Origin of the sequence: Bradyrhizobium sp. 1(2017), from assembly GCF_011602485.2 — a bacterium.
GTDB lineage: Bacteria > Pseudomonadota > Alphaproteobacteria > Rhizobiales > Xanthobacteraceae > Bradyrhizobium.
Genome location: NZ_CP050022.2, coordinates 6,469,031 through 6,492,168, shown reverse-complemented (window position 1 = coordinate 6,492,168; position 23,138 = coordinate 6,469,031). Strand labels below are relative to the sequence as shown.

31 protein-coding genes are annotated in these 23,138 nt (G+C 65.2%); 13 read left to right on the top strand and 18 right to left on the bottom strand.

Annotated elements, in window-relative coordinates; all coding sequences use genetic code 11:
* Window positions 1-47 precede the first annotated feature (47 nt).
* The 3 genes from HAP40_RS30865 to sseA all read left to right on the top strand — a co-directional run bounded on the left by HAP40_RS30865 (window position 48) and on the right by sseA (window position 2,748).
* Window positions 48-1,223 carry a vWA domain-containing protein gene (locus HAP40_RS30865; RefSeq protein WP_061879466.1) on the top strand — a complete coding sequence of 392 codons (1,176 nt, stop codon included), beginning with the start codon at window positions 48-50 and terminating at the stop codon, window positions 1,221-1,223.
* 133 nt (window positions 1,224-1,356) lie between these two features.
* Window positions 1,357-1,770: a rhodanese-like domain-containing protein gene (locus HAP40_RS30860; RefSeq protein WP_166814149.1), complete on the top strand. Its 414-nt coding sequence runs from the start codon at window positions 1,357-1,359 to the stop codon at window positions 1,768-1,770.
* Between the two features lie 126 nt (window positions 1,771-1,896).
* Window positions 1,897-2,748 (top strand): 3-mercaptopyruvate sulfurtransferase, encoded by an 852-nt coding sequence (gene sseA / locus HAP40_RS30855; protein ID WP_166814151.1) that lies wholly within the window; start codon window positions 1,897-1,899, stop codon window positions 2,746-2,748.
* Between the two features lie 58 nt (window positions 2,749-2,806).
* Here sseA and HAP40_RS30850 read toward each other — a convergent pair whose 3' ends face one another.
* A complete protein-coding gene (locus HAP40_RS30850) occupies window positions 2,807-3,568 on the bottom strand; it encodes a hypothetical protein (RefSeq protein WP_166814153.1) in 762 nt (253 codons plus the stop codon).
* A gap of 368 nt (window positions 3,569-3,936) precedes the next feature.
* On the opposite strand from HAP40_RS30850, the gene HAP40_RS30845 reads away from it, so the two are divergent.
* Complete coding sequence (locus HAP40_RS30845) at window positions 3,937-5,136, top strand: L,D-transpeptidase (protein ID WP_166814155.1); 1,200 nt, start codon at window positions 3,937-3,939, stop codon at window positions 5,134-5,136.
* A 57-nt stretch (window positions 5,137-5,193) separates the two neighbouring features.
* Here the strand turns inward: HAP40_RS30845 and HAP40_RS30840 are convergent, their stop codons facing one another.
* Together HAP40_RS30840 and HAP40_RS30835 are read right to left on the bottom strand one after the other, a co-directional pair.
* A complete protein-coding gene (locus HAP40_RS30840; RefSeq protein WP_166814157.1) occupies window positions 5,194-6,156 on the bottom strand; it encodes a D-2-hydroxyacid dehydrogenase family protein in 963 nt (320 codons plus the stop codon).
* Window positions 6,157-6,289: 133 nt separating this feature from the next.
* A complete protein-coding gene (locus HAP40_RS30835) occupies window positions 6,290-6,505 on the bottom strand; it encodes a hypothetical protein (RefSeq protein WP_166814159.1) in 216 nt (71 codons plus the stop codon).
* Between the two features lie 236 nt (window positions 6,506-6,741).
* Between HAP40_RS30835 and ettA the strand changes: the two genes are divergently transcribed.
* On the top strand, window positions 6,742-8,391 hold the full coding sequence (gene ettA, locus HAP40_RS30830; protein ID WP_166814161.1) for an energy-dependent translational throttle protein EttA: 1,650 nt from the start codon (window positions 6,742-6,744) through the stop codon (window positions 8,389-8,391).
* Between the two features lie 7 nt (window positions 8,392-8,398).
* A complete protein-coding gene (locus HAP40_RS30825) occupies window positions 8,399-9,625 on the top strand; it encodes a lytic murein transglycosylase (RefSeq protein ID WP_166814163.1) in 1,227 nt (408 codons plus the stop codon).
* Window positions 9,626-9,710: 85 nt separating this feature from the next.
* Here the strand turns inward: HAP40_RS30825 and HAP40_RS30820 are convergent, their stop codons facing one another.
* On the bottom strand, window positions 9,711-9,992 hold the full coding sequence (locus HAP40_RS30820; protein ID WP_166814165.1) for a hypothetical protein: 282 nt from the start codon (window positions 9,990-9,992) through the stop codon (window positions 9,711-9,713).
* Between the two features lie 213 nt (window positions 9,993-10,205).
* Window positions 10,206-10,526, bottom strand: a complete 321-nt coding sequence (locus tag HAP40_RS30815) for a hypothetical protein (protein ID WP_166819274.1) — start codon at window positions 10,524-10,526, stop codon at window positions 10,206-10,208.
* Window positions 10,527-10,662: 136 nt separating this feature from the next.
* On the opposite strand from HAP40_RS30815, the gene HAP40_RS30810 reads away from it, so the two are divergent.
* The 3 genes from HAP40_RS30810 to bfr all read left to right on the top strand — a co-directional run bounded on the left by HAP40_RS30810 (window position 10,663) and on the right by bfr (window position 12,027).
* Window positions 10,663-10,971, top strand: coding sequence for a hypothetical protein (locus HAP40_RS30810; RefSeq protein WP_166814167.1), 309 nt, complete (start codon window positions 10,663-10,665; stop codon window positions 10,969-10,971).
* A gap of 161 nt (window positions 10,972-11,132) precedes the next feature.
* The gene (locus tag HAP40_RS30805; RefSeq protein WP_166814169.1) at window positions 11,133-11,405 is read left to right on the top strand and encodes a (2Fe-2S)-binding protein; all 273 of its coding nucleotides are present in this window, start codon (window positions 11,133-11,135) and stop codon (window positions 11,403-11,405) included.
* 133 nt (window positions 11,406-11,538) lie between these two features.
* Window positions 11,539-12,027 (top strand): bacterioferritin, encoded by a 489-nt coding sequence (gene bfr, locus HAP40_RS30800; RefSeq protein ID WP_166814171.1) that lies wholly within the window; start codon window positions 11,539-11,541, stop codon window positions 12,025-12,027.
* A gap of 168 nt (window positions 12,028-12,195) precedes the next feature.
* Here bfr and HAP40_RS30795 read toward each other — a convergent pair whose 3' ends face one another.
* The 4 genes from HAP40_RS30795 to HAP40_RS30780 form a co-directional block, all read right to left on the bottom strand.
* The gene (locus HAP40_RS30795) at window positions 12,196-12,798 is read right to left on the bottom strand and encodes an MSMEG_1061 family FMN-dependent PPOX-type flavoprotein (protein WP_166814173.1); all 603 of its coding nucleotides are present in this window, start codon (window positions 12,796-12,798) and stop codon (window positions 12,196-12,198) included.
* A 128-nt stretch (window positions 12,799-12,926) separates the two neighbouring features.
* The gene (locus HAP40_RS30790) at window positions 12,927-13,280 is read right to left on the bottom strand and encodes a hypothetical protein (protein WP_166814175.1); all 354 of its coding nucleotides are present in this window, start codon (window positions 13,278-13,280) and stop codon (window positions 12,927-12,929) included.
* A 122-nt stretch (window positions 13,281-13,402) separates the two neighbouring features.
* Window positions 13,403-13,744, bottom strand: a complete 342-nt coding sequence (locus HAP40_RS30785) for an MmcQ/YjbR family DNA-binding protein (RefSeq protein ID WP_166814177.1) — start codon at window positions 13,742-13,744, stop codon at window positions 13,403-13,405.
* 18 nt (window positions 13,745-13,762) lie between these two features.
* Complete coding sequence (locus tag HAP40_RS30780) at window positions 13,763-14,824, bottom strand: alpha/beta fold hydrolase (RefSeq protein ID WP_166814179.1); 1,062 nt, start codon at window positions 14,822-14,824, stop codon at window positions 13,763-13,765.
* Between the two features lie 124 nt (window positions 14,825-14,948).
* Between HAP40_RS30780 and HAP40_RS30775 the strand changes: the two genes are divergently transcribed.
* Both HAP40_RS30775 and HAP40_RS30770 read left to right on the top strand, forming a co-directional pair.
* On the top strand, window positions 14,949-15,215 hold the full coding sequence (locus HAP40_RS30775) for a DUF2277 domain-containing protein (RefSeq protein ID WP_166814181.1): 267 nt from the start codon (window positions 14,949-14,951) through the stop codon (window positions 15,213-15,215).
* A 94-nt stretch (window positions 15,216-15,309) separates the two neighbouring features.
* The gene (locus HAP40_RS30770) at window positions 15,310-15,531 is read left to right on the top strand and encodes a hypothetical protein (RefSeq protein ID WP_166814183.1); all 222 of its coding nucleotides are present in this window, start codon (window positions 15,310-15,312) and stop codon (window positions 15,529-15,531) included.
* Between the two features lie 80 nt (window positions 15,532-15,611).
* Here HAP40_RS30770 and HAP40_RS30765 read toward each other — a convergent pair whose 3' ends face one another.
* From HAP40_RS30765 to HAP40_RS30755, 3 genes are all read right to left on the bottom strand, one after another.
* The gene (locus tag HAP40_RS30765; protein WP_166814185.1) at window positions 15,612-16,130 is read right to left on the bottom strand and encodes a collagen-like protein; all 519 of its coding nucleotides are present in this window, start codon (window positions 16,128-16,130) and stop codon (window positions 15,612-15,614) included.
* Between the two features lie 115 nt (window positions 16,131-16,245).
* Complete coding sequence (locus HAP40_RS30760; protein ID WP_166814187.1) at window positions 16,246-16,494, bottom strand: helix-turn-helix domain-containing protein; 249 nt, start codon at window positions 16,492-16,494, stop codon at window positions 16,246-16,248.
* Between the two features lie 202 nt (window positions 16,495-16,696).
* Complete coding sequence (locus HAP40_RS30755; protein ID WP_166814189.1) at window positions 16,697-17,464, bottom strand: SDR family NAD(P)-dependent oxidoreductase; 768 nt, start codon at window positions 17,462-17,464, stop codon at window positions 16,697-16,699.
* Between the two features lie 111 nt (window positions 17,465-17,575).
* Here HAP40_RS30755 and HAP40_RS30750 point away from each other — a divergent pair, with 111 nt between their 5' ends.
* Complete coding sequence (locus tag HAP40_RS30750; RefSeq protein WP_166814191.1) at window positions 17,576-18,061, top strand: J domain-containing protein; 486 nt, start codon at window positions 17,576-17,578, stop codon at window positions 18,059-18,061.
* A gap of 92 nt (window positions 18,062-18,153) precedes the next feature.
* Here HAP40_RS30750 and HAP40_RS30745 read toward each other — a convergent pair whose 3' ends face one another.
* The 3 genes from HAP40_RS30745 to HAP40_RS30735 all read right to left on the bottom strand — a co-directional run bounded on the left by HAP40_RS30745 (window position 18,154) and on the right by HAP40_RS30735 (window position 19,445).
* Complete coding sequence (locus HAP40_RS30745) at window positions 18,154-18,405, bottom strand: hypothetical protein (RefSeq protein ID WP_166814193.1); 252 nt, start codon at window positions 18,403-18,405, stop codon at window positions 18,154-18,156.
* Between the two features lie 239 nt (window positions 18,406-18,644).
* The gene (locus HAP40_RS30740; protein WP_166814195.1) at window positions 18,645-18,905 is read right to left on the bottom strand and encodes a hypothetical protein; all 261 of its coding nucleotides are present in this window, start codon (window positions 18,903-18,905) and stop codon (window positions 18,645-18,647) included.
* 156 nt (window positions 18,906-19,061) lie between these two features.
* Entirely contained in the window at window positions 19,062-19,445 is a 384-nt protein-coding gene (locus HAP40_RS30735; protein WP_166814197.1) for a RidA family protein, read from the bottom strand.
* A gap of 419 nt (window positions 19,446-19,864) precedes the next feature.
* Between HAP40_RS30735 and HAP40_RS30730 the strand changes: the two genes are divergently transcribed.
* Window positions 19,865-20,299, top strand: a complete 435-nt coding sequence (locus HAP40_RS30730) for a hypothetical protein (RefSeq protein ID WP_166814199.1) — start codon at window positions 19,865-19,867, stop codon at window positions 20,297-20,299.
* A gap of 38 nt (window positions 20,300-20,337) precedes the next feature.
* Here HAP40_RS30730 and HAP40_RS30725 read toward each other — a convergent pair whose 3' ends face one another.
* The 3 genes from HAP40_RS30725 to HAP40_RS30715 form a co-directional block, all read right to left on the bottom strand.
* Window positions 20,338-21,177 carry a DUF3450 domain-containing protein gene (locus HAP40_RS30725; protein WP_166814201.1) on the bottom strand — a complete coding sequence of 280 codons (840 nt, stop codon included), beginning with the start codon at window positions 21,175-21,177 and terminating at the stop codon, window positions 20,338-20,340.
* A 145-nt stretch (window positions 21,178-21,322) separates the two neighbouring features.
* Window positions 21,323-22,018 (bottom strand): glutathione S-transferase family protein, encoded by a 696-nt coding sequence (locus tag HAP40_RS30720; protein WP_166814203.1) that lies wholly within the window; start codon window positions 22,016-22,018, stop codon window positions 21,323-21,325.
* A 254-nt stretch (window positions 22,019-22,272) separates the two neighbouring features.
* Window positions 22,273-22,920 carry a glutathione S-transferase family protein gene (locus HAP40_RS30715; protein WP_166814205.1) on the bottom strand — a complete coding sequence of 216 codons (648 nt, stop codon included), beginning with the start codon at window positions 22,918-22,920 and terminating at the stop codon, window positions 22,273-22,275.
* Window positions 22,921-23,138: the final 218 nt, after the last annotated feature.

Here is a 23,138-nt window from a genome sequence, read left to right as displayed (position 1 = left end):
GGCTTCCGCCCCTTGACGTCAGCCACCCGACGGGCAATCTGTCACCTATGTTCCTGCAATTCTTCACCTCTCTGCGCGACGCGCAGGTCCCCGTGACGCTGCGCGAATACCTCACGCTGATGGAGGCGCTCGACGCCGACCTTGCGGACTACACGGTCGAGAATTTCTATTATCTGTCCCGCGCCTCGCTGGTGAAGGACGAGCGCAATCTCGACAAGTTCGATCGCGTCTTCGGCACGGTGTTCAAGGGGCTGGAAAGCCTGCTCGAAGCCATGGACAAGGCGGAGATCCCCGAGGAGTGGCTGAAGAAGCTCGCCGAAAAGTACCTGACGGAAGAAGAGAAGAAGCAGATCGAGGCCATGGGCTGGGACAAGCTCATGGAGACGCTCAAGAAGCGCCTCGAGGAGCAGAAGGGACGGCACCAGGGCGGCTCGAAGTGGATCGGCACCGCCGGCACCTCGCCATTCGGCGCCCACGGTTACAACCCCGAGGGCGTGCGCATCGGCCAGGAGAAGAACCGCAACAACCGCGCCGTGAAGGTGTGGGACAAGCGCGAGTTCAAGGATCTCGACGGCAATGTCGAGCTCGGCATCCGCAACATCAAGGTGGCGCTGCGCCGCCTGCGCAAATTCGCGCGCACTGGCGCGCCCGATGAGCTTGACCTCGACACCACGATCCGCGAGACCGCCAATCACGGCTATCTCGACGTGCACATGCGGCCTGAGCGGCGAAATGCGGTGAAGCTTCTGGTGTTCTTCGACATCGGTGGCTCGATGGACGCGCATATCGAGCAGGTCGAGGAGCTGTTCTCGGCGGCGAAGAGCGAGTTCAAGCACATGGAGTATTTCTACTTCCACAACTGCCTCTATGAGGGTGTGTGGAAGCAGAACAAGCGCCGCTTCACCGATCGCACGCCGACCTGGGATGTGCTGCACAAATACCCGCACGACTACAAGGTCGTGTTCGTCGGCGACGCCTCGATGTCGCCCTACGAGATCATGGTGCCCGGCGGCTCGGTCGAGCACGTCAACGAGGAGCCGGGCTCGGTCTGGCTCGATCGCATCATCCGCACCTATCCGCACGCGGTGTGGCTGAACCCGGTGCAGCAGAAGCATTGGGACTATTCGGAATCGACCACCATCATCAAGCGCATCTTCGCCAACCGGATGTACCCGATCACGATCGAGGGACTCGAGGGCGCGATGAAGGAGTTGACGCACTAGCGCTGTAGCCGTCATTCCGGACGGCCGCAAAGCGGCCGATCCGGAATCTCGAGATGGTGTACGACGATCGAGGTTTCAGGTTCGATGCTTCGCATCGCCCCGGAACGACGAGCAAGACAAGAGGGAGAACCACATGCCCCAGACCATCACCCGCGGCATCAAGGCGCTGATCGACGAGGCCAATGCCGAAATCGAGACGCTCAACGCCAGGGACGCCATCGAGATCTCCAAGAACGGCGACGTCGTCATCGTCGACATCCGCGATCCCCGCGAGATCGAGCGCGACGGCCGCATCCCGGGCGCGTTCGCCTGCACCCGCGGCATGCTCGAATTCTGGATCGACCCGCAGAGCCCCTATGCCAAGCCGATCTTCCAGGAGGACAAGAAGTTCGTCTTCCACTGCGCCGGGGGCCTCCGCTCCGCGCTCGCCGCCAAGACCGCGCAGGACATGGGCCTGAAGCCCGTCGCTCACATCGCCGGCGGCTACGCCGCCTGGCGCGATGCCGGCGGTCCGACGGAACAGTGGGTGCCGAAGAAGAAGGGGTAACTCTCTCTTCGTCATTCCGGGGCGCGCGAAGCGCGAACCCGGAATCCATTCATCCACCTTCTCAGCCGCGCGATGGATTGCGGGCTCGCCCTCCGGGCGCCCCGGAATGACCACAAGGAAACACCGATGACTACCGACCCCCTCGTCTCCACCGAATGGCTCGCCGCCCACATCAAGGACGCCAACGTCAAGATCCTCGACGCCAGCTTCAAGCTGCCGGGCGTGCTGCCGCTGCCGAAGGACGACTATCTCGCCGCGCATCTGCCGGGCGCGGCCTTCTTCGACGTCGATGCGGTGTCGGACCATTCCAACCCGCTGCCGCACATGTATCCGAGCGCCGAGCAGTTCGGCCGCGACATCGGCAATCTCGGCATCGGAAATAGCGACACCGTCGTGCTCTACGATGCCGGCGGCTGGGTCGCAGCTCCCCGCGCTTGGTGGATGTTCCTGGCCTTCGGCCACAACAACGTGCGCATCCTCAATGGCGGGCTGAAGAAATGGCGTGCCGAGGGGCGCCCCGTCGAAAGCGGCGAGGTGAAACCCAAGCCGGCGAGCTTCAAGGCGAGCTACGATGCCAAGCGCGTGCGCAGCATGCAGCAGCTCGTCGCCAACGTCGAAAGCCGGGCCGAGCAGGTGATCGACGCGCGCGCCGCCGACCGTTTCGAAGGCCGCGCGCCGGAGCCGAGGCCGGGCATCCGCTCCGGACACATCCCAGGCGCCCGCAACGTGCCCTACAATCTGCTGTTCGATGCCGCGACCGGCACGATGAAGCCGCTCGACGATCTCCGCGCCGCCTTCACCGGCGCCGGCGTCAAGTTAGAGGCGCCGATCGTGACGAGCTGCGGCTCGGGCGTGTCGGCCGGCGTGCTGACGCTCGCGCTCTATCGCCTCGGGATCACCGACACCGCGCTCTATGACGGCTCATGGTCGGAATGGGGCCAGGAGAAGGGCCCGCCGATCGCGACCGGGCCGGCGTAGCCTCGTCACCGCAGCGAGCTCCCTCTCCCCGCAAGCGGGGAGGGGCGAAGAAGGTGCATCACCGCGTGCGCGTGGTCGTCGTCGCGAAGGTCGGCTGACCGAACGGATCGAGCTGTTGCTGCAACCGCTGAGGCGGCGGACGCCGCACCACGCGCTGCCGCTTCTTGGCCTTCGCCTTGGGCTTGGTTGCCTTGTTGTCGGTCATGACGTCAGTCTTGACGTCGGTCTTGGCTTTCGCGGCCGTGTCATTCACCGACGTCGCCACCGGATCGTTCAGCGCGGCCAGCTTCGCGGAGGCGACGTCGAGCGCCGAGGAGGCGAGGGCGGCATCGAGGTCGGCCGGCGCGGGCTCGCTGGCCGGCTTGGCTTCGGGGATCGTGGCCGTGGTGTCGGCAGGGGTGAGTGTGTCGGCGGGCGCTGCCGCGACCTCCACGGCTGGTTCGGGCGTGGCGGGTTCGACGGCCTGGACCTCAGCCGGCGGAGCAACGACGGGGGGCTGAGCTTCGGCCTCGCTCGCCACCGCGGCGACCTGCTCCGGCTCGCTCACCGGCAGCGCAATGGTCGGCATCTGGTCGCGCAGCGACGGCTCCGGCTCGGCGACCGCAGGCTCGATCGGCTCCGCCCGCAACACTGCGAGCACCGGCTGGGTCGGCTCGGGGGCTTGCGCAAACACCTGCTCCTTCGGGCCGTTCCGCCAGGAGGGGTTGCTGACATACTGCTCATGGCTCGCCCGCAGCAGCGCGGCGGCCCCTAGGCCGAACACCAGGATGGAGGTTGACAGCAGGATCGCGGCAAACAGGAAGCGAAAGCCGGGAAGCATCGGACGGGTTACGAATTTCCGCCCCGGCGGCGAGGTGGCCAGGGCCCATGAGCCATCTGAACGCGGTGACGTTACTGATTGCCGCGTTCGCCACGCGGTGATCGGAGCTCGAAGCGGTGGCGAATCAGGCTGATTCGACCATATCGCAACGCCCCTCCTGCGTTCCCAAAAATTCGGGCCGAAGACTCCGGCAACTGACGGAGCGAGGCGATTTCCACCCCGTGATGCAACGGGGCAACGGTAGTTTTGCGGATCACAAATCGGCAAATCCGGCGCAAGCAGGCCTGATATGTCTTGAATGTGCCGCTATCTTCGGTCATCTGGCCGTTAACGGTCCGGACGGGCTTGGGGACTATAAAAGAGCGATGATGATCAAACATTTTCTGACGATATGCGCTGCCGCGACAGTCGCTGCGGCGGGAACCTCGCTCGCACAGGCTCAGAGCTATCCAGTCCAGCAGGCACCCGGCTATGGCGCCCCGGCTGAATATCGGCCCGGCGACCGCACGCCGAATTTTGACGCGCTGGAGGATGACGACGACGCGATGCCGCAGGCCTCGCTGCCGCCGCCCGGCCCGGTCGACGATCCGCGCTATGGCCGCCCGATGGGTGCTCCTCCGGTCTATTCGGCGGCCCCGCCGCAGGGCCCCGTGATGTCGCCGGATGATCCGCGCTATGGCCGCCCGGCTGGCGCTCCGCCGGTCTATTCGGCCGCACCGCAAGGCCCCGTGATGTCGCCCGACGATCCCCGCTACGGCCGGCCCGCCGGTCCGCCGCCGGTGATCTACGCCAATCGTCCCGGTCAGGGCCAGGCGCCGGCCAATGACGGCCTGCGTCCGCCGGAAGCCATCGGCGGTCCCGCCGCGACCGGAACGGTCCAAGCCGGGCAGCCGCCCGTCGGTGCCGATGGCCGGCCGATGACGATCGCTTCGCTGCCGCCCGAGGAGCAGCCCGATGCGGCTCCCGCGCAATTGCCGCAGAACCTGCGCCGCCAGGAAGTCGCGTTCCAGACCAAGGAGCCCGCCGGCACCCTCGTGGTCGATACGCCGAACACCTACCTCTATTACGTGCTCGGAGGCGGCCGTGCGATCCGCTACGGCGTCCGCGTCGGCCGCGACGGCTTCACCTGGACCGGCGTGCAGAAGATCACCCGCAAGGCCGAATGGCCGGATTGGCATCCGCCGACCGAGATGATCGAGCGCCAGCCCTATCTGCCGCGCTTCATGGCCGGCGGCCCCGGCAATCCGCTCGGTGCCCGCGCGATGTATCTCGGCTCGACCGTCTACCGCATCCACGGCACCAACCAGCCCTCGACGATCGGCAAGTTCGTGTCGTCCGGCTGCATCGGCATGCTGAACGAGGACGTCTCCGACCTGTTCGATCGCGTCAAGGTCGGCACCCGCGTGGTGGTGATGCCGGGCGGTCCGCCGCCGGGAACGGCGACCGCCTCCGCCGCGCCGACCTCCGGTGCTGCCGGTCCGGCTCCGATGGCGGCGCAGGCTGGCCCCGTGCCAGGCACGCAGCCGACCGTGGTGCCGCCGCTGCCCGCGCCGGTCACCGTGCGCTGAGCGGGTCGAAAATATTCAGACTGAAGAAGGGCGTGCCGTCGGCACGCCCTTTGTCGTTCAGGTCAGCCTCCGCGGCAGCTCGCCGCCCTTGATGAAGGCATCGATCGCCTCGACCATCTGGCCGTAATGGATGCGCAGGCCGTCCGAGGTCGCGTAGCCGAGATGCGGCGTCAGCACGAGATTGTCGAGCTTGCGGAAGGGATGGTCGACCGGCAGCGGCTCGACCGAGAAAACGTCGATGCCGGCGCCTGCGATCTTCCTCTGCTGCAAGGCCTCGAGCAGCGCCTGCTCGTCCACGATCGGCCCGCGCGCGGTGTTGACGAGAAAGGCGGTTGGCTTCATCCGCGCGAGATCGGCGCGGCCAACCAGTCCGCGCGAGCGCTCGCTCAGCACGACGTGGATGGTGACGATGTCGGCTTTTGCGAACAGCTCGTCCTTGGTGGCGTAGCCGACGCCGGCCGCGGCGCATTTCTCCGGCGTCAGATTCGGGCTCCAGGCGATCACGTTCATGCCGAACGCCTTGGCGATCCCGGCCATCTTGCTGCCGAGCTTGCCGAGCCCGACGATGCCGAGCGTCAGTCCCTCGATCTCGACGCCGGCAAAGGTTTGCCAGGGCTCGCCGGCGTGCATGCGCGCATTCTCGCGGCCGATGCCGCGGGTCAGCTCCAGGATCAGGCCCATGGTGAGCGGGGCGGTCGGGTCGCGCGAGTATTGCGTGCCGCCGATGGTGACGCCACGCGCCTTGGCGGCTTCCATGTCGATCGCGGCGTTGCGCATGCCGGAGGTGAGCAGCAGCTTCAGCTTCGGCAAGCCATTGAGCAGGCTCTTCGGGAACGGGGTGCGCTCGCGCATCGCACAGACGATCTCGAAATCGGCCAGCGCACTTGCTGCGGCCTGCTCCGAGGCGAAAGGATGGCTGAACACGGCGACGTCGACGCGGTCGGACAGTTTCGGCCAGTCGGCAACATCGAGGGCGAGGTTGAAATAGTCGTCGAGAATTGCACAGCGCAGCCGCGTCATCAGCGTTCATCCATGGCGAGAGGTGACGGTGCCAGGCGAAGGCGCCATCGTCCGGAACCGGGCCATGGTTGCGCGCAATCACGCCTGCGCGCAAGCAGCTTGGGTCTTCAAAAATCCGACAGGAGGCGGGGGCTTAGAGGTAGCGGGGCTTCAGGCGGAACGGCGCATCCATGCCGTGCTTGGCGCGCCAGGCCGGGCCGGGGCCGCGCATGTAGTGCAGTTCGGGCCGGTACGGGTTGAACGCCGTGGCGAAGAAGCGCTTCCAGAAGCTCTGGATTTCCGAGACGAATCCGGAGACGTGTCCGGCTTCTGCCGGCACAGGAAGGGAGTTGGTTTCGATCATGGCCATGACGCTGTCTCGCCGTGCTGCCCGATCATTCTGAGCGGGTGGCGCTGTTTCCGCGCGAAACCGAGCTTTGGCCTGATTTATTAAAAGATAGTTTCAATTGTCCGGATCGGGGGGCCGGATGGTATCCGGACCGTATTCATCCGTGGTGAACGGAGGGAAAACGTTGCCCTTTGGGGGCGGGATCGCTACATCGCTGGCTAAGCAAATCTCCTCAAATTGAAGGTTTCACGGGACCGATGGCGCGCCAGTTCATCTATTTCATGCAGGGCCTGACCAAGAGCTACCCGACCCGGAAGGTGCTCGATAACATTCACTTGAGCTTCTACCCGGACGCCAAGATCGGCGTGCTCGGCGTCAACGGCTCGGGCAAGTCGACGCTCCTCAAGATCATGGCCGGCCTCGACAAGGAATATAACGGCGAGGCCTGGGTCGCCCAAGGCGCCCGCGTCGGCTATCTCGAGCAGGAACCGCATCTCGATCCTGCGCTCTCCGTGCGCGAGAACGTCATGCTGGGCGTCGCCAAGCAGAAGGCGATCCTCGATCGCTACAACGAACTGGCGATGAACTACTCCGAGGAAACCGCCGACGAGATGACCAAGCTTCAGGACGAGATCGAGGCCCAGGGCCTCTGGGATCTCGACAGCAAGGTCGACCAGGCCATGGACGCGCTGCGCTGTCCGCCCGACGATGCCGACGTCACGAAACTCTCCGGCGGCGAGCGCCGCCGCGTCGCGCTGTGCCGGCTTCTGCTCGACCAGCCCGAACTGCTGCTGCTGGACGAGCCGACCAACCATCTCGATGCTGAATCCGTGTCGTGGCTCGAAGGCCATTTGCGCAACTATCCCGGCGCAATCCTGATCGTCACCCACGATCGCTACTTCCTCGACAACGTCACGAGCTGGATCCTCGAGCTCGATCGCGGCAAGGGCATTCCCTACGAGGGCAACTACTCGTCCTGGCTGGTGCAGAAGCAGAAGCGCCTCGAGCAGGAGGGCCGCGAGGACGCCGCGCATCAGAAGACCATCGCGCGCGAGCAGGAATGGGTCGCGTCCTCGCCGAAGGCGCGTCAGGCCAAGTCGAAGGCGCGCTACCAGCGCTATGAGGAGTTGCTCAAGCAGGCGAGCGAGAAGCAGACCCAGACCGCGCAGATCATCATCCCAGTCGCCGAGCGCCTCGGCGCCAATGTGGTCGATTTCGAAACGCTCAGCAAAGGCTATGGCGATCGCCTTTTGATCGACGATCTCACCTTCAAGCTGCCGCCCGGCGGCATCGTCGGCGTGATCGGCGCCAACGGCGCCGGCAAGACCACGCTGTTCAAGATGATCACGAAGCAGGAGACGCCGGACAAGGGCACGATCACGGTCGGCGAGACCGTGCATCTCGGCTATGTCGACCAGTCGCGCGACGCGCTCGACGGCAACAAGAACGTGTGGGAGGAGATCTCCGGCGGCAACGAACTGATCCTGCTCGGCAAGAAGGAAGTGAACTCGCGCGGCTATTGCTCGTCGTTCAACTTCAAGGGCGCCGACCAGCAGAAGAAGGTCGGTGCGCTCTCCGGCGGTGAACGCAACCGCGTCCATCTCGCCAAGATGCTGAAGTCGGGCGCCAACGTCCTTCTGCTCGACGAACCCACCAACGACCTCGATGTCGACACGCTGCGCGCGCTCGAAGAGGCGCTGGAGGATTTCGCCGGCTGCGCCGTCATCATCAGCCACGATCGCTGGTTCCTCGACCGCATCGCGACCCACATCCTGGCGTTCGAAGGCGACAGCCACGTCGAATGGTTCGAGGGCAACTTCCAGGATTACGAGAAGGACAAGATGCGCCGGCTCGGCCAGGACAGCATCATTCCGCACCGCGTGAAGTACAAGAAGCTGACGCGGTGATCCCGGCATGATGCGGCGGGCGCTCATCGCTGCGGTGATCGTGGTCACCTGCGGCTGCTCGTCCGCCGGCGCCGCCGACGCCGCCTTCACGCAATTCATCGCGTCGCTCTGGCCGGAGGCGCAGGCGGCGGGCGTGTCGCGAGCGACGTTCGAGCGAGAGACGCGCGGACTCGAGCCTGACTACAAGCTGCCCGATCTGCTGCTGCCGGGCCGCCCTGCCACCGGCGCGCCGTCGCAGGCCGAGTTCGTGCAGGTGCCGGCCGACTACGTCAGGGAATCCTCGATCGCGCGGCTCGCAGGCGAGGGGCAGCGGCTGCTGCAAAAATATCGCGCCTCGCTGAACGAGATCGAGAAGAAGTCCGGCGTGCCGGCGACCGTCATGCTCGCGATCTGGGGCCGCGAGACGGACTATGGTCGCTACACGCTGCCTTACGATCTCGTCCGCGTGCTGGCGACGCAGGCCTATGTCGGCCGCCGCAAGGATCAGTATCGCAACGAGTTCATCCTTTCGCTGAAGCTCCTTGGCGACGGCGTGGTTACGCGCAAGGACATGCGCTCCTCCTGGGCCGGCGCGACCGGGCTGACGCAGTTCCTTCCGTCCGAATATTACAAGCATGGTGTCGACTTCGACGGCGACGGCCGCATCGACATCTGGCGTTCGGTGCCGGATGCGCTGGCCTCTGCCGCGCAGCAACTCGTCAACAAGGGTTGGCAAAGCGGTGTGCGCTGGGCCTACGAGGTGCAGGCGCCGGCCAAGGTCGATTGCACCACCGGCGTGCCCGAGGTGACGAAGCCGATCAGCCAGTGGCTGCGCGAAGGTTTTGTGCCGGTGCGTGGGCAGAGGCTCAGCGCCGCCGAGCAGGCGCAGCCGGCCTCGTTGCTGCAGCCCGAGGGCATTTATGGTCCGTCGTTCCTGACCACGAAAAACTACTTCGTCATCAAGGAATACAATTTCTCCGATCTCTACGTGCTGTTCGTCGGCCATCTCAGCGACCGCATGACCAGCCCGCTGCCTTTCGCAACGCCCTGGTCGGCTTCGAAGCAACTGCGCACGACAGACGTTGAGACCATGCAGCGCGGACTCACGCGCGTCGGGCTCTACAAGGACAAGATCGACGGCAAGGCGGGCATGCAGACCCGCGCCGCGCTCGGCGCCTACCAGAAGTCGGCCGGCCTCAAGGTCGATTGCTGGCCCAGCGAAGAGGTGCTGCGCTCGATCCAGGCTGCGCGATAGCGGGTCTCTTCGGCCAAAAGAAAAGCCCGGCCGATGGTCTCGGCCGGGCTTCGATCGTGGCGCGGATGCGCGCGCAGCGATCGGATCAGTAGCAGACGCGAATCGGGCGGCTGACCCAGCCGTAGCCGTCCCAATACCGCTCACGGCGCCAATAGCAGGGCGCCGGCGGCGGGGGCTCGGCCACGTAAACCGGGCCGCCATAGGCGGGGCGGCTCGACGCGATGGCGCCGCCGACGATCGCACCGCCGATCAGGCCGGCTGCGAGGCCGGCGCCGAGGCCGTCATGGGCCTTCGCGGACGGGCTGGCGGTCACCAGCGAACCGGCAACCGTCGCGACCGTGAGGGCAGCAACTAAAGTCTTCTTCATGCTCTTGGCTCTCCTGGGAGAAGGGGCTCCCCTCGTGAGGGTGGCCGGGTTTTTCAAAGGTTCACGCACACTCTGATGGAAATGGCCGTTGGGCTAGGAAGCGCGCAAATGGTCAATCCACGGTAAACGCACACGGAGCTGTGACGAGAAAAAGCGGTCTTTTTCGGGCCCGGAGATGAACGGCGCATCCGTAGTGAACCGGTTTACGGCGCCTCAGCCGCAGACTCTGACGCGGCGAACGCGCCAGGCATAACCGTCCCAGAAGCGTTGCTTCTGCCAGACGCAGCCGCCGTAATAGTCGTCGGAGACATAGCCCGGACCGGGCGCGTAGTAGCGCGGCGGATAGTAGCCCGGCTCGTAATAGCCCGGGCCGGGTCCGTAATAATACGGAGAGGCCAGCGCGCCACCGACAATGGCGCCGCCGATGATCCCGGCCGCCACGCCTGCGGCGACGCCGCGTTGGGCATGGGCCGGGGTCCCGGCCGTCAGGGCCAGGGTAACGATGGCAGCGACTGCCAGGAGCGACTTCTTCATGGGCGGCTCGACCTTTCGCACAAACATGCGGAACTCTTTGGGACGCAAGGTTCCATACTTCGCTTGAATGATCAATGAACGGCCCCTCTGCCGGGGGCGACCAAATGATATAGGACCGCAGCTCCACCGGGAGACGATGATGGGCAACGCGATGGTCAATGCTCTGATTGCTGCTGGTATCGTTTTCGCGATCGGCTACGGCTGGATCACACATCTCCAGAACCGCGGCCGGCGCTCCCGCGCGATGGCCGGCAGCGACGGCGGAAGTAGCGGCAGCGCCAGCAGTTCCGGGACGAGCGACGGCGTCTCGCTGGGAAGCTGGTTTTCAAGCAGCGGTTCCGGGAGCTCGACTGACAATGGCAGCTGTTCCAGCAGCGATGGCGGCAGCAGCGGCGGGGATTGCGGAGGGGGCGGTGATGGTGGCGGAGGCGGTGGTGGCGACTAGATCCGCCGCGATCTTGATCCAGCTCAATGGCCTACTTTAGAGCCGTTCTAGGCTGTTTCCAGGCTAGTTTGGAATAGCTTGAAATACCGGTTTTTCCTTTTGCATCCGGCCGGCCGCTTAAATATCGATGATGGCGCATCACCGAAGGGCCTGCCGCTTCCATGATCGTTTGTTCCTGTAACGTGCTGAGCGATGACGACATTCGCGCCGCCGTCGCCGAGTCCGACGACGCCGTGCGCCATGCCAAGCAGGTCTATGGATGCCTCGGCTGCAGCGCCGAGTGCGGCCGCTGTGCCCGGACCATCAAGACCATCATCGACGAAGCGCTGGGCCCCTGCGCCCAGTCCTGCTGTGCCGGCTGTCCGCACAGCCACACTGTGGCCGCCAACGACGAGATCTCCGAACCCGCTCAGTTCGCACTCGCGGCTTGCTGAACCCTCCCGACGGTCGGCTAAGGTTTTTCCCCGGCTGCGGCTCCGTGGCCGGTTGCCCTCACCTGCAATCTCATTTAGAAGCGTTCTAAACTCGGTTTAGGGCCGATTTGGACTGCAAGAGCTGGAGTGAACCATGCAGGGCGACGCAAAAGTCATCGACTATCTCAACAAGGCGCTGCGTCACGAGCTGACTGCGATCAACCAGTACTGGCTCCACTACCGTTTCCTCGACAATTGGGGCCTGCTGGAGATGGCCAAGGTCTGGCGCAAGGAATCCATCGAGGAGATGGAGCACGCCGACAAGCTCACCGCGCGCATCCTGTTCCTCGACGGCTTCCCGAACATGCAGGTGCTCGATCCCCTGCGTATCGGCCAGAACGTCAAGGAGATCATCGAATGCGACCTCGCCGCCGAGATGAGCGCGCGGGCGCTCTATCAGGAAGCGGCGACCTACTGCCACGGCGCCAAGGACTACGTCACGCGTGACCTGTTCGAGAAGCTGATGAGCGACGAGGAGCACCATATCGACTTCCTCGAAACCCAGCTCGACTTGATCGGTCGCATCGGCCTCGAGCTCTACACCCAGAAGCACGTCGGCGGTCTCGAAGGCGAGGGGCATTAGGCTCCGACATTAGCCGCATATTCCCGTGTCGTCCCGGCGAAGGCCGGGACCCATACTCCGAGCGAGAAGTGTGGCACACGGCTGCTAACCACGAGTCTTCGCCAAACCGAAGTTAGTGGTTATGGGTCCCGGCCTTCGCCTGGACGACGGCCGTAGTCGCAGCACGGCCTACAGCTGCGTCTTGTAGCGTTCCTCCACGATCTCCTGGCTCTCGGGCTCGCCGAGGCTGGTCTGATCGTGGATGACCTCGCTGATGCTCGGCATCACCGAGCGCTGCACTTTCTCGGGCGACCATAGTTTCGAGCGCATCAGTGCCTTGCCGCAGTGAAAATAGACTTCGCTGACCGCGACGTTCAGCACCGCGCGCGGCGGCTTGCCGAACTCCACCATCGAGGCGAGCAGATCGGGGGCGACCGACAGCGTGCCGCGTCCGCCGACGCGCAGCGTCTCGTCGATCCCCGGCACGAAGAACAACAGGTGCACGAAGCCCGAGCCTTCGACGACGTTCCGAAAGCTGTCGATCCGGTTGTTGCCGGAGCGATCGGGCATCAACAGCTGGTTGGGGCCGCTGACATGGACGAACCCGATGCCGCCGCCGCGCGGCGACGCGTCGACGCTGCCGTCCGCGCCCGACGTCGCGAGCACGCAGAACGGCGACATCTCGATGAACTTCTTCGCATGTGCATCGATCGCGGGCCGTGCCTTCGCGATCACGCGCGGGGTCGGCTTGGCATAGATGGCGGCGAGGTCTTCGGCGCTAAGATCGGTCAACGGCGTGCCTCCGTATCAGCATGGCCTCAAGCTACCCGATCATGCGCCTTCAGCCAACGAAATCCATGATGTTTGATCTTTTGAACATGATCCTTCGGAGAACCGCTGCACACTTTCCGGATCATGCTCTACACCGCATCCGCCGGCACGAAGCAGCTGATGATGATGGCGCCCCGGTGGTGGACGTACCACACCACGGCCTGGCCGACAGGATTGCCGCGATCGCGGATGATGGAGCGCTCGGGCACCTCCATCCATTGTCCCTCGATCGGTACCCAATATGCGCCGCCGCGCACGTCGTATTCGGTGCGATGGCCGTCGGAAACGTCGCAGCAGGGAACGCCGTTCGGCGCGATCACGCTCTTGAACCAGGCGCGAATGTCGGGCGGGACGTGATCATATTGCCCGTTGTCGAACGCGAACGCGGCGCTCGTCAGCGCGGTCATCGCGGCCAGCCAAACGCACAGTACGAGTCTGTGCATGCGATCCTCCGTCGCGTCTCGATTCGTATCGTTGATGCGATTAAGCCCGAGCTGTCAGCACATTGCATGCTCAAATAATATGCGGCGCGAAGGGCGCCGTATCTGATGCGTTGCGGTATTCGCTATCGCGTATCGAGCGATGCGAGCAGCGATTTCGGCGCGACATTGCGCCAAGCCATCTCGAGCGCGCTCCGCAAGGTCTCCGGATCGATCTTCGCCAGCCTCACATTCGTGCTGCCGCTCTTGCCCCAGGCGCCGGGCACCGGACGAAACATCTCCGGCTCCGCATCGACGAGCAGGGTCTGCTGATCCGGAGTGAGCTTCACCATGCCCCATTCGTGATCGGGATAGCCCAGCGTCGCGAACACACGCTTGCCGACGCGGAAGTCGGCATGGCCGTGATGCGCGCCTTCGATGGCGCCTGGAAGCGCGAGCGCGGTCTTGCGAAAGCGCGCCTTCGACATGCTGTTTCGCGGCGCGTCTTACATCGTCCGCTGCGGCGCGGTTTGCAGCAATTGCCGGACCTGCCCGCTGTAGAATCTTGCATTGCCGGTGGTGCCGTGGCCGCGCGTCTCGGTGCTCGCGGGGATCAGGAAGAGGCGCCCGTTCTTGACCCGCTTCATCGCGGCGTCCGTGACGCCTGTCTCGGGCGGGTTGCGCTCGTCGTCGGCGGAATTGATCAGCAGCAGCGGCGCTTCGATTGCCTCCAGCCTCTCGCCGGCATTGTAGTCGTGCGAGGACTCCCACTGATAGACGAAGTCGTTGGCATCCGCCGTGATCGGCATCGCCAGCCGGTCGTCCACGATCTTGTCGGCCTTCGCCGCCGTCGGCGCCTGCGACTGATAGGCCAGCGTGCCGCCGATACTGGCGATGCCATAGGCGGTGATGGCGTATTTCATCGTGCGCGGCTGGCTGGTGTAATCGCCGTTATTGTAGTCGGGATCGTTGCGGATGGTGTCGAGCATGATCCGCCGCAGCATCCAGTTGCGCGATGCCATCTCGGTCGGTTGCGAGGCCATCGGGACCAGCGCATCCATCGCCTTCGGATATTTCTCGCCCCACAGCCAGGTGTGCATGCCGCCCATCGAATTGCCGATGATGAGCCGCAGATGCTTGATGCCGAGCCCTTCCGTCACCAGGCGATACTGCGCCTCGACCATGTCGTCGTAATTGTATTTCGGGAAGCTCGTCTTCATGCCGTCGGACGGTTTCGACGATTTGCCGTGGCCGATATTGTCGGGAATGATGATGTAGTATTTCGAGGCGTCGAGCGGTTGCCCGGCGCCGAACAGCTCGCCGCCAAAGGCGGGCGTCAGCATGCTCGCGCCCGAGCCGCCTGTTCCGTGCAGCACAAGCACCGGCTGGCCCGAGGGCTCCCCCACGGTGGTGTAGTGCAGCCGCAGTTCCGGCATGACCTCGCCGGTGTGGAACTTGAAGTCCTTGGCGGTCCAGTCGCCCTGCTTCGGCGCCGGATAATCGGCTGCCCATGCCGACGTCGCGATGGATAGCAGGACGGCCGACAGTGCCGCGCAAGAAGCTCTCATGGTCCTCTCCCCGATGCGGCTCGTGTTCGGCGGCCGCGTTGCCGCGGAACTTAACAGAAGCGCGGGGAAGGATGTAGGATTTCGTCGCCGCCGATCGTCCTTGGGACATATCCGGAGAGACTGCATGTGCCGCAACATCAAGACGCTGTTCAACTTCGAGCCGCCGGCGACGGAGGACGAGATTCATGCTTCCGCACTTCAATTCGTGCGCAAGCTGTCGGGCTTCAACAAGCCGTCGCAGGCCAATGAGGAGGTGTTCGAGCGTGCGGTGGCCGAGGTGTCGGAGGCCGCGCGAAAGCTGCTGGCCTCGCTGCACACCCATGCGCCGGCGCGCGACCGTGAAATCGAGGCGGAAAAGGCCAAGGAGCGCTCGCGGCTGCGGTTCGGTTAGCTTTTGCGATGGCCCATTGCGTGATCTGGCTCACGGAAGAGGCCGGCTGACCGTGCGATGATGCTCACCGGGATTGACAGCCCGGAGCAGGAACATGAGCCGCCCCCTTCTTCCTCTGAAAGCAGGTGCCGTCACCTTCACGGTGCTGTGGATCGCCTGGATGATGTGGTGGAGCGGATCTTCCAGCAGCGTCAACCTCGTCATCCTGACGCTGCTCGGCACGTTGGTGGGCTATCTCTGGTACCGCGCCATGCGCTGGCAGTTCGAGCGCATGGGCATGCTGCCGCGCAAGGATGATTCCTCGGCGGCTTCCTAGACCGAGGCTTCGTGTCCCGGTCCCGGCGCAGCCCAATAGCGGTGCGACGGCAGAGCTGGGACTCAGCTCACGAAGCCGCGCTAATCCTTGCCGTGCTTCTTCTTTTTCTTCTTTTTCCTGATATCGCCGCCGTCGTCGTCGTCGCTCTCGTCATCGACGACCGGCTCGTCAGTTTCCTGCACGGCAGCCTCCAGCGCCTCGCGCTCGGCGGCCTCACGTTCGCGCTGGCGGCGGCGTTCGTCCCAGGCGTCGAACAACTGGTCCAGCCACGGCAGCACCTGATCGATCGACGGCAGCTGACCGGCAGGTCCCGGCTCGCCGCGCGGGCCTTGCGGTCCTGCCGGCCCTTGCGATCCGGCAGGTCCCTGCGCGCCGACGGCCCCGCGGGGGCCGGCTTCGCCCGGCTTGCCTTGCGGACCGGACTTGCCTTGAGGTCCTGCCTTTCCGGCCGGCCCGGGCTTGCCCTGCGGACCCGGCTTGCCGCGCGCGCCGTCGGGGCCGCGCCGGCCCGGATGACCCTGCGGCCCCGGCCGTCCCGGCTCGCCCGGCCGCCCGCGCGGTCCCTGAGGTCCCTGCCGTCGTCCCTGATCGTCTGCCACGCCACCGCTCCCTGTCACGGAAGCAAGCTACTTAGCGGCGTTTGACGACAGCAGCAATTCCGCCGGCGCATCGCGCCGCGAATGATCAACATCAATCGGCACGTCGTCGCGCGCGCTAATCCTGATAGGCGGGCACTTCGATTCCGGACGCGGCATAGATCCGGATCTTGTTGCGCAGCGTGCGCACCGACAGGCCGAGCACGCGCGAGGCGCGCGTGCGGTTGCCGTCGCAGCGTGCCAGCGTCTGGAGCACGAGCTCACGCTCGACCTCGTCGACGGTTGCGCCGATCAGCAACGGAACGATCTGGTTGGGTGCAAGGAATTGGGCGCCCTGCTCGGGCGCAGCGACATGAACAGTGGTCATCAATATACTCCCCGACCAACGCCCGCTTCCACCGTTGGAAGCGGATCGAGAACAAACGACCCCCAAGCCGTAGATCCACGGTGGGCGGGTTTGGTTAACGAAAGGTTAATCGCGGGCGATCGCACCAATTGACCCCGAGAATGCCGCGAAGCTGCCGCGATTGGCGGAGGATGCGAAGTGATGCGGACCTGTCTCGCGCTGATCAGACCGTCCGGTATCCGCCGTCCACCATCACGATCGTCCCCGTGACATAGGCCGACAGATCCGATGCGAGGAAGATCGCGGGCCCCACGATGTCCTCGGGCTTGCCGGTGCGGGCGAGCGGGGTGTGATCGACGAAGGCCTGCACCAGCGCCGGATTGGTCGCGCGCACATTGGCGTTGATGTTGGTCTCGATAAAGCCGGGTCCGATTGCGTTGACGCGCACGCCTTCCTTGCCGAGCTCGACCGCCAGCGCTTTGGTGAAGCCGAGCACGCCGTGTTTCGAAGTGGTGTAGGCCGCCGAGCTCGGCGTGCGCAGATGCACGAAGGACTGGATCGAGCCGATATTGACGATGCGGCCTTTGCTCGCGCGCAACGGTGCGAGGAACGCCTGCGTCATGTTGAAGACGCCGTTGAGATTGAGCGAGATGATGTCGTTCCAGTCCTTCGCCACCGTCTCGGTCTCGGCGGTGAAGGCGTTGCGGCGGGTGATGCCGGCATTGTTGACGAGGATCGAGACCTGCCCGACCTTGTCCGCGACCTGCTTGGCCAGCGCGAAGCAGTCCTCGCGCCGGGTCACGTCGAGCGCGAAGCTCTCGGCCTTGCCGCCGGCCTTGCGGATCTCCCCGGCGGCCTCCGCGACGGTCTCGGCATTGACGTCCAGCAACACCACTTGCGCACCTTCCCGCGCGTAGCCGGCCGCAATCGCCCGGCCGATGCCGGAGCCGGCGCCGGTGACGACGGCGATGTGGTTTGCGAGCAATGCCATGACAATTTCCTCCCGATTTCGTTGCGAAGTTTCATGAAAGGCTAACTCGAAATTAAGGGGTCGGAAACGGCGGCCTTGGCATACTGATCCTCATTGCTAAACGTTGCGCGCATGATGGAACGGCTCGAAACCTGGAAACTCGCACTCGAACGCCAGCGGGCGGCGCAATCGGCCGACTGGGCCGAGGCCGGCCGGATCGTCGCCGAGATCGTGCGGATGAGCATGGACGTCACGCTGCGCCAGGCGGCGGAGCAGGCGCTTCCGGTGCTGCGACAGGCCGTAGACAATGACGATCACAGCGTCACGCTGGCGGCGCAGCGCCGCGTCGGCGTGGTGCTCGAGGTCATTCATGACCTGAGCGCGCCGCGCTTCGGACGCCGCAATGCCATGCCGAAGAAGCTGTCGAGCGAGGATCGCGCCCGCAAGGTGCTCGGCCTGCCGCTCGCCGTGCAGCTCACCTGCGAGGACATCAACCAGGCCTATCGCCGGGCCGCCAAGGGCATGCATCCCGATCACGGCGGCAGCGCGGAAGCCTTCATCGACCTCGCCGCCGCGCGCGATATCCTGATCCATCCCGGCGCGCACAAGGACGCGTGAGCGCGCCTCAGCTCTCGTTCACGCAACGCAAAAACAAACCGGGCAAGGACGCCAAGCGTCCTTGCCCGGCTCTTCGTCCGCCGATCGAAATCTTACCAGGTGCAGCCGCCGCTCTTGAGCGCGGCGTCCTTCACCGCGAGGGCGTCGATGAATGTCGGCACGCTCGCGCTGGCGCGATGATAGCCGGCCGGCCACGGCGTCGTCGGGATGCTCTCGTCCCAGATCTGGCAGAAGCCGCTGTCCTGCCAGCGGATCAGGTGATAGCTGGCTTCGGCGGGGCTCGCTGCGACGAACGCAGTGACGGCAAGGCCCGCGGCAGCGCACAGCATGGAAATACGACGCATGATCAGCTCCTCAAATGAAAGATGGGATGCGCCTCCCGCCAATGATGGGGAGGGCTGGTGCGGGACGCGCTTGGCAGGCGCCCCGGACAAGATGTGAGTAGTTCCGCCGGCCGCCGAGGTTCAAAGAACGCGCGCGGAAAATGCGTGATTTCGGCCGGAAAACGCCGGGGGCCATCGCAAAAGGAAAGGGCGGATCGCCCGCGCGACCCGCCCTTCGAACCCAATTCGTGGTGCAGCGCTCAGAGCGTGCAGCGGCGCTCGGAGCGCAGCTTGATCTGCAGATCGGAGGCCTGCTGGAAGGTCGGGAGCGGCTTGCTGACCACCTTGTAGGTCGACACCCCAAACTGGAACGGCTTGTACTTCAGGTCCTCGTTCCAGACCTGGCAGATGCCGGTGTTGTCCCAGCGGATCACGTAATAGCCGACCTGCGCCGAGGCGGGCACGGCAAACACGGAACTGGCGATGCCGGCAACGGCACAGAGGGCGAGAACGCGACGCATGAAGTATCTCCTTGAGGGGATGTGGGATGCGAAAATTCGTGCGGTAAAAGCAGGTCCTTTGCAAGCCGGGGGGAGCGGCCGTTCACGGACATGTCAGATGCAGCGGTGCACTTGGTTTGGCCGCGTGCCCGACAAGTCACAAGCATTCGGCGTGGCTCACTTTGAGAGCGACGCCACCGCCTCGATCTCGATCAGCATCCTCGGATCGGGCAGCGCCTGCACCACGCAAGTCGTGCGCGCGGGGTAGGGCGCCGGGCCAAAGGCGCCGGCATAGAGCGCGTTCATGGCGGCGACATCGGAGGCGCGGGTCAGGAGCACGTTGACCTTGACGAGGTCGCGGAACGTCGCGCCCGCCTCGTCCAGCACGCGCCGGATGTTGACGACGACATTGGCGAACTGAGTCTCGAAGCCTTCGGGCAGCGCGCCATGGGCGTCGAAGCCGGGTATGCCTGAGACGAACAGGAGGTCGCCGACGCGGGTGGCAAAAGACAGCGGCGGTGCCTTGATGTGCGGTGGGGGCGCGAAATGCTGGATCGGCATGGGATCACCTCGGAGACGGTCGCTGATGCACGAGCGTAGCGGCAGGCGAAGCGGCACTCAAAACAAAAAGTGCGAAAACAACCCCATGCACAGTAGAAAAGGCGCGGCGTGTCAATGTGTTCTGAAAATCAGAATTAAATGTTGACCCGTCGGGCAAAACACTGGCAGAATGGTGATGGGCGGGAGCGGCGACTGGTTCGCCCCGGCCCCGCGCGCAGCGCAATCGCGGAAAGCTCCCCGCGGCCCATCCCGAAGGACGAGGCGCTTGCTCGGCTCCGCAGGGGGGGCGAGGTGCGCCCGCTGCGCGCAGTTGCGCGTCATGCGCGGCGCTTCCATCATGTTGCCGCCGCGATCGATCGGATAGATTCGCCGCGTCTGATTCGAATCCTGCCTTGAAAAATAGCCCCCGGAGACGCCCCATGAAGTTCGCATCCACCTTCCGCGCCGCGTTTGTGGCCATCGCCGCTTTGGCCGGCCTCTCGACCGCGGCGCAGGCCGACGGCGGCTTCGTGACGCTGACGATCTACAAGGCGGGCTGGATCATCGGCGGTTCCGGCGGCTCGGGCGTGCTGAACTTCCGCGGCCGCTCCTATGCGCTCTCGACCGGTGGGCTCGACTACGGCCTCGTCTTCGGCGGCTCCAAGACCGTGCTGCGCGGCCGCGTCTCCAACATCAACCGCCCCTCCGATGTTGCCGGCGTCTATGGCGCGGCCGGCGCCGGCCTTGCCGTCGGCCGCGGCGCCCGCGCCATCGTGCTGACCAACCAGAAGGGCGCCGTGCTTGAGCTGACCGGCCACCAGGTCGGCCTGATGGCGAATGCCGATCTCAGCGGCCTTGCGATCACGATGCGGTAGCGTGCGGCGAAGCCTGCCGGTGCGTAGCGCGAACCTTGCTACCGCACCTGCGGCCGCAATTGCACTGGCGCCTCCCGCTGCGCTCTGGCCTGCGTCGGCGGCGTTGGCGTGCGCGCAGGGGCGGTCACTGGCCGTGGCAAGGGTGTCACGGTCGCCGCTCGCTGCTCGGCGCGCGTGGCAACGAGACGCGCCACCTGTTCCTGATTGGCCTTGACCTGCTCGGCGGTATTCGCCTGGTCGCGGGCCAGCTGGTCCTGGCTGGCTTTGAGCTCGTCGATCTTTTGCAGCACGCTGGCGAGATCGCGCGACATCGTCTCGAGCAACTGTGTCAGCTCGGCCGGTATCGCGGCAGCGGTTGGCACCGTCTCCTGCTGTGTCGTCTGAGCCGCAGGCAGGGCTTGCGGAAGGGGCGCGTCAGCCGCAGCCAACCGAACGGAAGGCGCGTCCGGCTGGATGGAGGGCTGCGTTGTTTCGTTCGGCAGCACGGACGCCGAAACCGCTGGCGGAGCCCAGCGGGAAATCATCTGCTGGGTCGCTTCGCCGGCGAACTGCGAGGCAAAGGCAGCGCTGAAGATGCACGCTGCCAACGAGAGCCCGATCAAACCGCGCAGCATCGACCGGTGCCGGGAGGAGCGGCGGTTGGGCTGGCGGCCCGGCTCAGGCCCCAATCTGGACATCTGCTGGTTCATACGTGCGAGTTGTTCATCGGCGAGCGCGATCTGTTGATAGGCATGCGCGAGCCTTTCATCGGCGCGTGCAACCAGCTCCTTGTCCGGCTCGGACAGTTTCGATCTCTGCGTGGAGGGCCCCGGATCGACGGCGGGTGGATCGGCTGGCTTGACGTCGGGGGTGGACTGCATTTCCAGCGTGGACTGCATCTGCGCCTCCTGCCCGGGTTGACGCTGAATGAGGTTGGTCGTCCGACTTCCGCATTGCCCACTCCCTCGTGCAGCTTTGACCAAAGCAAGACTAAGGCATGGAAACTCTGGGGCTGATTTTGGGCGATAGCCTGTCAAACCCACCCTATTTCCCGCCGACCGCTGCATGAATCCGCTCGCAATGCGCGACGAGGTTTGCGTGCGCATCGACGAACGCCTTCAGCGGCGTCGGGATCGGAAAGAAATAGATGTTGGCGACGAAGCCGTAGATGCCGGCATCACAGCTGGTCGGCGCCGCGCCATGGACGAAGCCCTGCGCGGGCACGATTTCCGCGAGCACCTGTAAGTCAGCGAGCCCCCGCGCGTAAGCCTGCTCGGGCGTGTAGCGGCCGATGCCCTGGTAGTGATAGCGCTGCGCGTTGTAGGCCTTGGCCTTCTCGAAGCCATCAGCGTCGATCTGCGGATGCTGCGCGATGAAGCCGTCGCGGAACGCCGGATAGAAGCGCTCGTCCTTCCAGCGCGAATAGGACATCACCCAGTAGAGATCGTCCAGCATGCGCGTGACGAAATGGTTGGTGCGGCGCTGGTCCGGTGACAGGCCGGCATCGATCGTGAGGCGATATTTCGTGGTCGCGTAGGCGATGATGGTCTCGCTGTCGCCGACGGTTTCGCCGTCGTCGACGATGTAAGGCAGCTGCCCGCGCGGCGCGGCGGAGGCATCGAAGACGTGCTCATGCACGAACGGCACGCCCGCGAGTCTGAGGAAGGCATAGACCTTGAGGCCGTAGCCGTTGTTGTCGGCGACGCCGAACAATTGCGGGTAGGAATAGAGGGTCAGCATGGGCGGGCTCCTCTGTTGGCGGAGCCTAGAATGCAGGGGTGGCGCGACCGGCGCAATGGGCAGCAGGGTTCGTCAAGTCCACGGTGTCGTCCCGACGAAAGCCGGGACCCATACCGCGTGATCTATCTGTTGCACGCGGGCGCAGTACCGAACGACGAGTCTTCGCCAAACTTCTCCCTGAGGTTATGGGTCCCGGCTCCCGTGCGCAATTGCGCACTAGGCCGGGACGACCGCCGAGGGTGTGGCCCGGCTCCCTACGAACGCGACGCCGTGTCGAACACCGCCAGCTGCGCATCGAAGGCCCGCCTGAAGGCCGGCCGTGCCTCGCCGCGTGCGACGTAGGCGGCGATCGTGGGATGCTCGTCCAGCAGCCCCGACGTGTTCAGCCGCCGCAGCACCGTCACCATCATGAGATCGCCGGCACTGAACGCGCCATCGAGCCAGTCGGCACCACTGATGTGGCGGGACAATTCGCCGAGCCTGATGCGGACGCGCTCCTGCAGCATGGGCAGGCGCTGTTTGTGCCAGCTCCTGTCGCGCTCGAACAGCAACGCCATCGTCAGCTCGACGATCGGCGGCTCCACCGTGCTCAGCGCGGCGAACATCCACGCGATGGCGCGGCTCCGTGCGTTCGGCTCGGCTGGCAGCAGCCCGGCATGACGTTCGGCGATGTGGAGCACGATCGCGCCGGACTCGAACAAAGCGAGGTCGCCGTCCTCATAGGTCGGAATCTGCCCGAACGGATGCAGCGCGAGATGCGCGGGCGCCTTCATCGCGGCGAAGGAGACGAGGCGGACGTCATAGGGCTGCCCGGCCTCCTCCAGCGCCCAGCGCACCCGCATGTCGCGCGCCTGCCCCCGGCCGCGGTCGGGGGAGTTTTCGAAGGCGGTGATGGTGGGCATCGGCGGCTCCGGGTGGTCGCGGTTTGTCCGGAGGACGAACGGCGGGGGTGGATTCCGACAGGCGGCTTCGCAGGACCTGTAGCCCGCATGAGCGAAGCGATATGCGGGTCAACCGCCGACCCCGGATATCGCTTCGCTCATCCGGGCTACGAGTTATCAGCGGTGTCGTCCTGGCGAAAAGCCAGGACCCATTACCCCAGGGAGCAGTTGTCGTGCAG